Genomic DNA, 12,435 nt, shown 5'->3' with positions numbered 1-12,435 from the left:
TAAAAAAAGACTAAAATCCAGCTTTGCTGAATTCTAGCCTTTCTGTTATTTTTTATACAGCACCACAACATGACGCTTGCTGCCTGTATCTTCCGATGCCGTTGCAAGTTCTTTAGAAAATGCGGCGATCGTATCATGAATTACTTTTCGTTCATTAGAAGGCATTGGTTCTAAATGAACCTTTCTCTTCGTTTTTAAAACTCTGTTTGCTGTCTTGATGGCATATTGTTCAAGTGCTTCTTGTCGCTTTTTCCTATAATCTCCAATATCAATGGTAATATGATGATACTGATCAGAATAGCGATTAAACACTAACTGTACCAATGTTTCTAAAGAGTACAAAGTTTGTCCTCTTTTTCCAATCATTAATGACGTTTTATCTCCATCAATGTGGAAAGAAATCTTTTTCGGTTCCTTTTTGGAAACAATCTTCGCTTTAGGATCAATTGATTTAACAATATTATCTAAATACTGTGTAGCTAATTTAAGAGCATTTCTCTTTTCTATCAACTTGACTACAGCTTGTCTTTTGCCAAATAATCCTAAGAAACCTTTATTTCCTTCATCAACTATTGTGATATCTACTTCTTCTTTTAGAAGCTGAATTTGTTTAAGTCCGGAATCTACTGCTTCTTCGATTGTGCGACCGACAGCAGTTATTTCCTTCATTTTTTATTCCCGCCAGCTTTTTCTTTTGTATCCAATTTTACTTGAGGAGTTTTAATCACTAATGTTTGGATGATCATGAAAATGTTACCTACAACCCAGTACAATGAAAGTGCTGCTGGGAAACTAATGGCAAATACAATGATCATAATCGGCATAACCCATAGCATGATAGCCATTTGAGGGTTGTCCGAAGGATTTCCAGCCATCATCAGTTTTTGCTGAATGAAAGTAGCTACCCCCGCAATGATCGGTAATAGGAACAATGGATCTGGACTGCCTAAGTCAAACCATAAGAATGTATGCTTTTTAATTTCTGCTGTTCTCATAATCGCATGATAAAAACCAATTAGGATTGGCATCTGAATTAAAATCGGGAAACATCCAGCTAATGGATTGACGCCATTTTTTTGGAAAAGGGCCATTGTTTCCTGCTGAAGCTGCTGCTGAGTTTTTTGGTCTTTAGAGCTATATTTTTCACGAAGCTTTTTCAATTCAGGCTGCAATGCTTGCATTGCTTTTGTACTTCTTAACTGCTTAATCATTAATGGTAAAATGAGCAAGCGGATTAACAGTGTCACAATAATGATCGCAACCCCGTAGTTTTCACCAGTCAAATTTGCCATGTACGTGATTAATTGAGATAGCGGGTAAACAATATAAGAATTCCAGAATCCCTTACTATCTGATGTGATTGGTTCATTGATTTGTGTACATCCTGCCAATAGAACCAACACGCCAATCAAGCTAAATATTAGTAATAATCGCCTTTTCAACAAGATTCCTCCCATTACTTCAAACTTTATTTAAGTTGGAATTGATTACGAAAGTGACTCACCTAATCAGTATGGTAACATTTTTTCATTACAAAGTGGTGGTTTCATTTTAATTCACTAGATGAAGGAAGCGCTTTTAAAAATTGATTCAACGAAAGTTTCTATTACGAAGACTTTTTAGGTTGTTGTTGATAAACAGCGGATTTTCTAAATAAATGTTGGAGAGACTTCTTTGTTTCTTCAAAGGTCAATTCACTTGCTGGTTTTCTTGCAATGACAATGTAGTCTTTTTCTTGCTTTAACTTATGACCTTCCTCTAAAAACACCTGGCGGATCAGTCGTTTAATTCGATTTCTCATCACTGCATTACCAATCTTCTTACTGACAGACAATCCCAAACGCAGTTCATCTTGATTTGGTTGATCCAGCTGGTAAATAACGAATTGACGATTCGCCATTGATTGACCTTTTCTGAACACTTTTTGAAACTCTTCATTTTTTTTTAGCCTGTTTCGCTTCTTCATGTTTTCTTCCACTCCGATAAAAACTGACAGTTCATTTACGATTTTATGTAAAAAAGACCACTGACATTATTCAGTGGCCTAAGCTGATAATTTTTTTCTACCTTTGCTGCGGCGTCGCTTTAAAACTAGACGTCCGTTTTTAGAACTCATACGGCTGCGGAAGCCATGAACTTTACTACGCTTACGGTTATTTGGTTGAAACGTTCTTTTCATTTATGACACCTCCCTGAGGAATAGCTGTTTAAGACAGTCTAACTCATTATATTTGTGTAACCCATCGATTGTCAATATCAATGATAAAACTCTTATTATCAACCTTATAAGCATAACATAATTTATCAAACGAAGAAACCTTCTTTTTCAGTTTCCAGCATTTTATTCTTTTTTCCTCCTAAAAGGCCTGCAAAACAAGGGTGTGGATATTTTTCCGGCATATTTAGACTATCCACATCCATTATCGACATTTTTTTCACACAAATAACCGATGTGGATAATTATTTTTCAACAGGATGTAAAGTGTGTGGATAAGTTTGTGACACCCATTGCACCATCTTGTTTATTTTGATATTATATTTGTGTTTTAACTCTTAATTACTTATCTGACCTATTTGCGTTATCCACAAATTGTGGATAAGCTGTGGAAAGATATTACACAGGCTGTTGAATTATTTATCCACAGACTGTGTAATTTGTCGAAAAGACGTTTTTCTACTATATTATTTGTTTTCAACAACGTATGTGCACGAATGGTGATGACCATTTGCTCTTTTTCGTGTTCTATAACAGTTTGATATTGGTCATTTTATAAAGAAAAGGAGGGGGGAGAAGCCTTATGGAAAATATTTTGGATCTGTGGAATAAAGCACTTCAAAAAATAGAGACAAAGTTGAGCAAACCCAGTTTTGAGACATGGATGAAATCGACAAAAGCCCATTCTCTTCAAGGCGATACGCTTACAATTACGGCACCTAATGAATTTGCTAGAGACTGGCTGGAATCAAGATATCTCCACTTAATTGCTGATACCATCTACGAACTGACAGGTGAAGAGCTCAGCATTAAATTTATTATTCCTCAAAATCAGGATGAAGTAGAAGCCATGCCAAAGTCTCCAATTAAAAAAATGTCTAAAGAAGAGGCCGTTGATATTCCACAAAATATGCTGAATCCAAAATATACATTTGATACTTTTGTTATTGGTTCAGGCAACCGATTTGCGCATGCCGCTTCACTTGCAGTTGCGGAAGCACCGGCAAAAGCATATAACCCGCTCTTTATTTATGGGGGCGTTGGTTTAGGAAAGACTCACTTGATGCATGCGATTGGTCATTATGTCATCGACCATAATCCATCAGCCAAAGTGGTCTATCTATCATCTGAAAAATTTACAAATGAATTTATCAACTCAATCCGAGACAACAAAGCTGTCGATTTCCGTAATCGCTATCGGAATGTAGATGTGCTTTTGATAGATGATATTCAATTTTTAGCAGGAAAAGAACAAACACAAGAAGAGTTTTTCCATACATTCAACACACTTCACGAAGAAAGTAAGCAAATCGTCATTTCTAGTGACCGGCCGCCGAAAGAAATTCCGACACTTGAAGACAGATTACGCTCTCGATTCGAATGGGGCTTAATCACAGACATTACCCCGCCAGATTTAGAAACACGTATTGCCATTTTGCGAAAAAAGGCAAAAGCAGAAGGCTTAGACATTCCGAATGAAGTCATGCTTTATATTGCCAATCAAATCGACAGCAACATTCGTGAACTGGAGGGTGCTTTGATTCGTGTCGTTGCTTACTCTTCTTTAATTAATAAAGACATCAATGCGGATCTAGCAGCTGAGGCCCTAAAGGACATCATTCCTTCATCGAAGCCAAGAGTCATTACAATTAAAGATATTCAAAGAATTGTAGGGCAGCAATTTAATATTCGCTTAGAGGATTTCAAAGCGAAGAAACGTACGAAGTCAGTTGCTTATCCAAGACAAATTGCCATGTATCTCTCTAGAGAAATGACCGATTCCTCTCTGCCTAAAATAGGAGAAGAATTTGGAGGTCGTGATCATACGACTGTCATTCATGCTCATGAGAAGATTTCGAAATTAATGGTTGAGGATGAACAGCTTCAGCAGCATGTGAAAGAAATCAAAGAACAATTAAAATAACCAAGCTGATATAATAAGTACGGGAAAATGTGAATAACTAGAGCATAGTCATACACAGTCTGTCCACATGTGGATAGGCTGTCTTTCCTTTCTTTTTACCGACTTATCCACATATTCACAAGCCCTACTATTACTTCTACGATTTTTATTAATAAAATATATATACATGTCATTAAGAAAATTTAGGAGGACCACTATGAAATTCACGATTCAAAAAGATCGTCTTGTCGAAAGTGTCCAAGATGTATTAAAGGCCGTATCCTCTAGAACAACGATACCTATTTTGACAGGGATTAAAATTGTTGCATCTGATGAGGGGGTTTCTCTCACAGGAAGCGACTCTGATATCTCAATTGAATCCTTTATTCCTCAAAGAGATGGAGATTTAGAAGTAATCACGATTGACCGTCCAGGGAGTATTGTGCTTCAGGCCCGCTTCTTTAGTGAAATTGTGAAGAAACTGCCAATGGCTACTGTCGAAATTGAAGTAGAACAAAATCACCTCACGATCATCCGTTCTGGTTCAGCGGAATTTAACTTAAACGGCTTAGATGCTGAGGAATATCCGCATCTGCCGCAAATTGAAGAGCATCATGCATTTCAAGTCCCGACAGATTTGCTTAAAAACTTAATTCGTCAAACCGTTTTTGCAGTGTCCACCTCAGAAACACGACCTATCTTGACAGGTGTAAACTGGAAGGTAGAGAAAGGTGAATTAATATGCACGGCGACGGATAGCCACCGTCTTGCTTTAAGAAAAGCGAAGTTGGATATTGACGAGGAAAGCTCATACAATGTTGTAATTCCAGGGAAGAGTTTAACAGAGCTAAGTAGAATCCTTGATGACGGACAAGATCTTGTGAGCATCGTGATTACAGAAACGCAAGTTCTCTTTAAAGCACAAAACGTGTTATTCTTCTCAAGATTGCTGGATGGTAATTATCCAGATACAGCTCGCCTGATCCCGCAGGAAAGTAAAACGGATGTCGTGGTCAACACGAAGGAATTCCTTCAAGCCATTGACCGTGCATCACTTTTGGCAAGAGAAGGCCGCAATAATGTCGTAAAGCTGTCGGCTGATCCTGAACAAAGCCTTGAGATTTCTTCTAATTCACCTGAAATCGGTAAAGTAGTCGAAACGGTTCAAGCAGATGACATTAAAGGGGAGGACCTCAAAATCTCCTTCAGTCCAAAATATATGCTGGATGCGTTAAAAGTATTAGAGGGAACAGAAATTCATGTAAGCTTCACTGGTGCCATGAGACCGTTCCTGTTGCGCACGCCAAATGATGATTCAATCTTGCAGTTGATTCTCCCAGTCAGAACATATTAATCCAATCTAAAATAGCTGCTGTGCACTCACACAGCAGCTTTTCTTCTCGTTTACCATGCTTTCTTTCATCCTAGTTCGCTTTCCCCCTTTCCTTCTTGTCTTGTTTTTTAGTACAATTAGATATTAGTGATATTGAAAGAGGTCGATATAATGCCTAATCTTATAACCATTGAGAAAGAAATGATTACATTAGGGCAGTTTTTGAAATTAGCCGAAGTCATCCAATCTGGCGGAATGGCGAAATGGTTTTTAAGTGAACATGAGGTGTTCATTAATCAAGAGCCAGATAATAGACGGGGACGCAAACTATACCCAGGAGATGTTGTCGAGATAGAAGGTTATGGCACATTTCAAGTTGTGAATTAGAAACGGGTGACAATACATGTACATTCAAAGTCTGGCGTTAACTTCATACCGAAACTATGAACACACTGAGCTTCAATTCGACAACAAGGTGAATGTCATGATCGGTGAGAATGCCCAAGGTAAAACGAACTTGATGGAAGCGATCTATGTATTGTCGATGGCAAAGTCGCATCGTACGTCAAATGATAAAGAACTTATCCGATGGGACCAAGACTATGCTAAAATAGAAGGTAGAGTCATCAAAAAAAATGGTCCACTCCCAATGCAGCTCGTGATCTCAAAAAAAGGGAAAAAGGGCAAGGTCAATCACATTGAACAACAGAAGCTCAGTCATTATGTTGGTGCGTTAAACACCATCATGTTTGCACCAGAGGACTTAAGTCTTGTGAAGGGCAGCCCGCAAATCCGCAGAAGATTCCTCGATATGGAGATTGGACAAGTTTCGGCTGTCTACTTGCATGATTTATCGCTCTATCAAAAAATCCTCTCTCAGCGGAATCATTACTTGAAACAATTGCAGACAAGAAAGCAAACGGATCAAGCGATGCTGGAGGTTTTAACAGAGCAGTTGATTGATGCGGCAGCGAAAGTTGTCAAAAGACGACTGACTTTTACGAAACAGCTCGAGAAATGGGCGCAGCCGTTGCATTTTGGCATTTCTAGAGAGCTAGAAACACTCACGCTCCAATACCAGACTTCGATAGAGGTATCAGAAGCGTCAGACTTGTCGAAAATAAAGAATAGCTATGAAGAATCGTTTCAGAAACTAAGAGACAGAGAAATAGACCGAGGAGTGACACTGTGGGGACCTCACAGAGATGACCTTCTTTTCTTTGTGAATGGTCGGGATGTTCAGACATATGGCTCTCAAGGGCAGCAAAGAACAACAGCTCTTTCACTAAAGCTGGCAGAAATCGACCTGATACATGAAGAAATCGGAGAATATCCCATTCTTCTACTCGATGATGTTTTATCTGAACTTGATGATTACAGACAGTCTCATTTGCTCCATACCATTCAGGGACGTGTACAGACCTTCGTCACCACAACAAGTGTTGAAGGCATCGATCACGCCACCTTGAAAGAAGCGGAAATTTTCAGAGTAGCCAGTGGAAAAGTAATTGACTGATAAATGAGGTGTGAGTCTTGTATATTCATTTAGGTGATGATTGTGTTGTTTCTACACGAGAGATTGTCGCAATTGTTGATTACAAAATGAGGTCGTCTTCTGTTGTAGAAGAGTTTCTCCAAAAACAAGAAGAACAAATCATTTCGTTATCACAAGGAACACCCAAATCCATCGTCGTCACAACTGAATCTGTTTATTACTCTCCTCTTTCCTCAAGCACGCTCAAAAAACGTGCTTCATTTGTGATTGAAATTGAAGTCTAAAAGCTCAATTCATATAAATATATCGTTTAAGAAAAGTGTAGGTGAATGTACGTGGCAATGGAACAGCAACATAATAGTTATGATGAAAATCAGATACAGGTGCTCGAAGGACTAGAAGCTGTTAGAAAACGTCCAGGAATGTACATCGGGTCAACCAGTGCAAAAGGACTTCACCATCTTGTATGGGAAATTGTCGACAACAGTATTGATGAGGCTTTAGCTGGATATTGCACAGATATTACGGTGCAAATTGAAAAGGATAATAGCATTACAGTGAAAGATAATGGCCGCGGGATTCCGGTTGGGATTCATGAGAAAATGGGACGTCCTGCTGTAGAGGTCATTATGACTGTTCTTCACGCTGGCGGTAAATTTGACGGCAGCGGTTATAAAGTATCTGGCGGTCTGCATGGCGTAGGGGCATCTGTTGTTAATGCGTTATCTACGACCTTAGACGTGACCGTATATCGTGACGGGAAAATTCATTATCAACAATTCAAACGCGGTGTTCCAGCTGGAGATTTAGAGATCATTGGTGAAACAGATGTTACAGGGACAACCACTCATTTTGTGCCAGATCCAGAAATTTTTACTGAAACCATTGAATTTGATTACGACACACTTGCCAACCGTGTACGTGAGTTAGCTTTCTTAACAAAAGGTGTAAACATCATTATTGAAGATTTACGTGAAGGTAAAGAACGACGAAATGAATACTGCTATGAAGGCGGTATTAAGAGCTATGTAGAACATTTAAATCGCTCAAAAGAAGTCGTTCATGAAGAACCCGTTTACATCGAAGGTGAAAAAGACGGAATCACGATTGAAGTGGCATTACAATATAACGATTCCTATTCAAGCAACATCTATTCCTTCGCCAACAATATCAACACGTATGAAGGCGGAACGCACGAAGCAGGCTTTAAAACAGGTTTGACGCGTGTTATCAATGATTATGCTCGTAAAAATGGCGTATTCAAAGATGGAGACTCGAATTTGAGCGGTGAAGATGTGCGAGAAGGCTTAACAGCCATTATCTCCATCAAACATCCAGATCCTCAATTCGAAGGACAAACGAAGACAAAGCTTGGGAACTCAGAAGCAAGAACCATTACCGACTCCCTTTTCTCTGAAGCACTTGAGAAATTCCTCTTAGAGAATCCTGATGCTGCAAAGAAAATTGTGGAGAAAGGTGTGATGGCAGCTCGTGCGAGAATGGCTGCCAAAAAGGCACGTGAGCTGACAAGACGTAAAAGTGCACTGGAAGTCTCCAGCTTACCGGGGAAACTGGCGGACTGTTCTTCTAAAGACCCTTCCATCTCTGAACTCTATATCGTAGAGGGAGATTCTGCGGGCGGATCTGCTAAACAAGGCCGTGATCGTCACTTCCAAGCGATCTTACCGTTAAGAGGGAAGATCCTAAACGTTGAAAAAGCGCGACTAGATAAAATTCTATCGAACAACGAGGTTCGTTCAATGATTACAGCATTAGGAACTGGAATCGGAGAAGACTTCACTTTAGAGAAAGCTCGCTATCACAAAGTTGTGATCATGACGGATGCCGATGTGGATGGAGCGCACATTCGAACGCTGCTTTTAACATTCTTCTATCGCTACATGCGTGAAATTATTGAAAACGGTTATGTGTATATTGCACAGCCGCCTTTATATAAAGTGCAGCAAGGAAAACGTGTTGAGTACGTGTATAACGACAAACAGCTAGATGAGCTGTTAAAATCACTTCCTCAAACACCAAAACCTGGACTTCAGCGTTATAAAGGTCTTGGAGAGATGAATGCTACTCAGCTTTGGGAAACAACAATGGATCCTGATGCGAGAACACTTCTTCAAGTCACACTTGAGGATGCGATCGATGCTGATGAGACATTTGAAATGCTCATGGGAGATAAAGTAGAGCCGAGAAGAAACTTTATCGAAGAAAACGCGCAATACGTGAAAAACCTCGATATTTAGATAGATCCCTACTGAGAACAACCTTATTTCTTGTTTGGAATAAGGTTGTTTTTCAAGAAATAGGGGCGTATAACCAATGTCCTGTTTTTCCGTGTTTTCGTTGATTTTCTAGTAAATAAATGTGTATAAAGACGAGATTATTGATATAATGGAGAATAGTCTTGTGAAGATAAATACATATTTTACTCCCACATAATTTATTTCATGTGATACGTAAAGGGAGGTTCTTATAGTGAGTGAACAACATACACCAAATGTACGCGAAGTGAATATTAGTCAAGAAATGCGTACGTCCTTTTTAGATTATGCAATGAGTGTGATTGTGTCGCGTGCATTACCAGATGTGCGAGACGGATTAAAGCCCGTGCATCGAAGAATTTTGTATGCGATGAATGACCTAGGTATGACAAGTGATAAACCATTTAAGAAATCTGCACGTATCGTTGGGGAAGTTATCGGTAAGTATCACCCTCACGGTGACAGCGCTGTATACGAAGCAATGGTTCGTATGGCGCAAGACTTCAACTATCGTTATATGTTAGTTGATGGTCATGGAAACTTTGGTTCAGTCGATGGAGACGGAGCAGCGGCGATGCGTTATACCGAGGCGCGTCTATCGAAGATTTCTATGGAAATCCTCCGTGATATCACAAAGGACACCATTGATTATCAAGATAACTATGACGGCAGTGAAAGAGAGCCAATGGTGATGCCTGCAAGATTCCCGAACTTATTGGTCAACGGAGCGACAGGAATTGCTGTAGGAATGGCGACCAATATTCCGCCGCACCAATTAGGTGAAGTGATTGACGGGGTATTGGCCATCAGTCAAAACCCGGAAATGACAACACAGGAGCTTATGGATATCATCCCAGGGCCAGATTTCCCAACAGCAGGTCAAATCATTGGCCGAAGTGGTATTCGAAAGGCGTATGAAACAGGGCGCGGCTCTATTACATTAAGAGCAAAATCGAATATTGAGGAAACATCTAGCGGTAAACAGCGCATTGTTATCAATGAGATCCCGTACCAAGTCAACAAAGCCCGTTTGATTGAAAAAATTGCTGATCTTGTGCGTGATAAAAAGATTGATGGCATTACAGATTTGCGTGATGAATCAGATCGTAATGGTATGCGTATTGTCATTGAACTGCGAAGAGACGCAAACGTCCATGTTCTATTAAACAATCTTTATAAACAAACGACACTTCAAACGTCATTTGGTATCAACTTATTAGCACTTGTTGATGGACAGCCGAAAGTCTTGTCCCTCAAACAATGTCTTGAGTATTATCTAGAGCATCAAAAAGTGATCATTCGCAGAAGAACGGCGTATGAGCTGCGTAAAGCAGAAGCAAGAGCACACATTTTAGAAGGCCTCAGAATTGCACTTGATCACTTAGATGAAGTCATTGCTTTAATTAGAGGCTCTCAAACTGCGGAAATTGCTAGAAATGGTTTGATGGAAAACTATAGCTTGTCTGAAAAACAGGCACAGGCCATTCTTGATATGCGACTTCAGCGTTTGACTGGCCTAGAACGAGAAAAGATAGAAGATGAATATAAAGGACTTGTTGATTTGATTGCTGAATTAAAAGCCATTTTAGCAGACAATGAGAAAGTACTTGAAATCATTAGAGAAGAATTAACAGAAATTAAAGAACGCTTCAATGATACGCGTCGGACTGAAATTGTGACAGCGGGTATTGAAACAATTGAAGACGAAGATTTGATTCCTGTTGAGAACATCGTGATTACGCTGACGCATAATGGTTATATCAAGCGTCTCCCTGCATCAACATACCGCAGTCAAAAAAGAGGCGGTAAAGGTGTCCAAGGAATGGGAACCAACGAAGATGATTTCGTTGAACAGTTGATTTCAACATCGACCCACGATACGATTCTTTTCTTCTCTAATAAAGGGAAGGTTTATCGTGCGAAAGGGTATGAGATTCCTGAATTCGGACGGACAGCGAAAGGGATTCCGATCATTAACCTTCTTGAAGTAGAAAAGGGAGAATGGATTAACGCCATTATTCCAGTAAGCGAATTTGATGAAAATTCGTATCTCTTCTTTACAACAAGACACGGTGTATCAAAACGGACGACATTGTCTCAGTTTGCTAACATTCGAAACAACGGTCTTATTGCACTCAGCCTTCGTGACGAAGATGAACTGATGGCTGTTCGTTTAACCAATGGAGAAAAACAAATCATCATTGGAACGAAAAAGGGGATGCTGATCCGTTTTGACGAGACAGATGTTCGTGAAATGGGACGTACGGCAGCTGGAGTGAAAGGTATCACACTTTCCGAAGATGACATTGTCGTGGGTATGGAAATCCTTGAGCCAGATGCAAACGTATTGATTGTAACTGAAAAAGGATATGGCAAACTAACCCCTGAAAAAGAATACCGTGTTCAAAGTCGTGGAGGTAAAGGTCTTAAAACGTGCAAAATCACTGATAACAATGGTCCGCTTGTCACAGTGAAGGCAACTAATGCTGAAGCAGAAGAAGACTTGATGATTATTACAGGAAGCGGTGTAATCATTCGTATGGCCGTTTCTGATATTTCGACAACAGGTCGAGTCACTCAAGGTGTCCGCCTAATCCGCCTCGGTGATGAGGAACATGTCGCTACAGTGGCATTAGTTGAACAATCACAAGAAGACGATGAAGAGATTAGTGAAGAGAACGTAGAAAATATAGAGTCAGATCAAGAGCAACCTGAGTAAAATGAAGCCGGTTCTTCACCGGCTTTATTTTTTTTTGAAAAAACATCATTTTTTTTGAAATTTATAATGCTTTTTTCATAGATATGTGTTAACCTTTCAAAGGAGCAAAAAGAGGCTCTATTTTTTATCTCATTCTTAGTAAAAACTTCTTAAAAAACAAAATGTTTTTTAAGAAAAATGTTGACTGTTGATAGAGATACATGATATATTTAAGTGGTCGCTTTAAGAGAGTGGCACACAAGTTCTTTGAAAACTAAACAAGACAAAACGTACCTGTTAATTCGAGTTTTTATAAAAAAATCCTATGATACATCATAGGTAGTCAGTCAAACGCTGACGAAAAACAAAACTTCGGTTTTGTACTTTTTCGGAGAGTTTGATCCTGGCTCAGGACGAACGCTGGCGGCGTGCCTAATACATGCAAGTCGAGCGGACAGAAGGGAGCTTGCTCCCGGATGTTAGCGGCGGACGGGTGAGTAACACGTGGGTAACCT

General features: G+C 39.5%; 11 protein-coding genes and 1 rRNA gene. 8 read left to right on the top strand and 4 right to left on the bottom strand.

Annotated elements, in window-relative coordinates; genetic code table 11:
- Positions 1-45 precede the first annotated feature (45 nt).
- The 4 genes from jag to rpmH all read right to left on the bottom strand — a co-directional run bounded on the left by jag (position 46) and on the right by rpmH (position 2,179).
- Entirely contained in the window at positions 46-669 is a 624-nt protein-coding gene (gene jag / locus C6347_RS00060; protein WP_066031460.1) for an RNA-binding cell elongation regulator Jag/EloR, read from the bottom strand.
- Positions 666-1,448: a YidC family membrane integrase SpoIIIJ gene (gene spoIIIJ / locus C6347_RS00055; protein ID WP_095286180.1), complete on the bottom strand. Its 783-nt coding sequence runs from the start codon at positions 1,446-1,448 to the stop codon at positions 666-668. Before spoIIIJ ends, jag begins: the two co-directional genes overlap by 4 nt.
- Before the next feature lie 158 nt (positions 1,449-1,606).
- Complete coding sequence (gene rnpA / locus C6347_RS00050; protein ID WP_034660668.1) at positions 1,607-1,966, bottom strand: ribonuclease P protein component; 360 nt, start codon at positions 1,964-1,966, stop codon at positions 1,607-1,609.
- A gap of 78 nt (positions 1,967-2,044) precedes the next feature.
- The gene (gene rpmH / locus C6347_RS00045; protein ID WP_008360908.1) at positions 2,045-2,179 is read right to left on the bottom strand and encodes a 50S ribosomal protein L34; all 135 of its coding nucleotides are present in this window, start codon (positions 2,177-2,179) and stop codon (positions 2,045-2,047) included.
- A 619-nt stretch (positions 2,180-2,798) separates the two neighbouring features.
- Here rpmH and dnaA point away from each other — a divergent pair.
- The 8 genes from dnaA to C6347_RS00005 form a co-directional block, all read left to right on the top strand.
- A complete protein-coding gene (dnaA, locus tag C6347_RS00040; protein WP_034660669.1) occupies positions 2,799-4,139 on the top strand; it encodes a chromosomal replication initiator protein DnaA in 1,341 nt (446 codons plus the stop codon).
- 196 nt (positions 4,140-4,335) lie between these two features.
- On the top strand, positions 4,336-5,472 hold the full coding sequence (gene dnaN / locus C6347_RS00035) for a DNA polymerase III subunit beta (protein ID WP_034660670.1): 1,137 nt from the start codon (positions 4,336-4,338) through the stop codon (positions 5,470-5,472).
- A gap of 150 nt (positions 5,473-5,622) precedes the next feature.
- Positions 5,623-5,838: a S4 domain-containing protein YaaA gene (yaaA, locus tag C6347_RS00030; protein WP_003215257.1), complete on the top strand. Its 216-nt coding sequence runs from the start codon at positions 5,623-5,625 to the stop codon at positions 5,836-5,838.
- A 16-nt stretch (positions 5,839-5,854) separates the two neighbouring features.
- Positions 5,855-6,967 (top strand): DNA replication/repair protein RecF, encoded by a 1,113-nt coding sequence (recF, locus tag C6347_RS00025; protein WP_066031459.1) that lies wholly within the window; start codon positions 5,855-5,857, stop codon positions 6,965-6,967.
- Between the two features lie 17 nt (positions 6,968-6,984).
- Positions 6,985-7,230, top strand: a complete 246-nt coding sequence (remB, locus tag C6347_RS00020) for an extracellular matrix regulator RemB (protein ID WP_008360920.1) — start codon at positions 6,985-6,987, stop codon at positions 7,228-7,230.
- Between the two features lie 57 nt (positions 7,231-7,287).
- Positions 7,288-9,204, top strand: coding sequence for a DNA topoisomerase (ATP-hydrolyzing) subunit B (gyrB, locus tag C6347_RS00015; protein ID WP_060597746.1), 1,917 nt, complete (start codon positions 7,288-7,290; stop codon positions 9,202-9,204).
- Between the two features lie 232 nt (positions 9,205-9,436).
- Positions 9,437-11,941 carry a DNA gyrase subunit A gene (gene gyrA / locus C6347_RS00010; protein WP_060597709.1) on the top strand — a complete coding sequence of 835 codons (2,505 nt, stop codon included), beginning with the start codon at positions 9,437-9,439 and terminating at the stop codon, positions 11,939-11,941.
- A 364-nt stretch (positions 11,942-12,305) separates the two neighbouring features.
- Positions 12,306-12,435, top strand: a 16S ribosomal RNA gene (locus C6347_RS00005); the annotation flags it as partial.

Source organism: Bacillus sp. NMTD17 (genome assembly GCF_002998735.1).
Classification (GTDB): Bacteria; Bacillota; Bacilli; order Bacillales; family Bacillaceae; genus Bacillus.
Note: the sequence above shows the minus strand (reverse complement) of the source record. Positions and strands in the feature narration are given on the sequence as shown.

Coding starts and splice junctions, on each gene's coding strand:
- rnpA (WP_034660668.1), bottom strand. CDS start 1,966: ATGAAGAAGCGAAACAGGCTAAAAAAAAATGAAGAGTTTCAAAAAGTG.
- dnaA (WP_034660669.1), top strand. CDS start 2,799: ATGGAAAATATTTTGGATCTGTGGAATAAAGCACTTCAAAAAATAGAG.
- dnaN (WP_034660670.1), top strand. CDS start 4,336: ATGAAATTCACGATTCAAAAAGATCGTCTTGTCGAAAGTGTCCAAGAT.
- rpmH (WP_008360908.1), bottom strand. CDS start 2,179: ATGAAAAGAACGTTTCAACCAAATAACCGTAAGCGTAGTAAAGTTCAT.
- recF (WP_066031459.1), top strand. CDS start 5,855: ATGTACATTCAAAGTCTGGCGTTAACTTCATACCGAAACTATGAACAC.
- jag (WP_066031460.1), bottom strand. CDS start 669: ATGAAGGAAATAACTGCTGTCGGTCGCACAATCGAAGAAGCAGTAGAT.
- gyrB (WP_060597746.1), top strand. CDS start 7,288: ATGGAACAGCAACATAATAGTTATGATGAAAATCAGATACAGGTGCTC.
- yaaA (WP_003215257.1), top strand. CDS start 5,623: ATGCCTAATCTTATAACCATTGAGAAAGAAATGATTACATTAGGGCAG.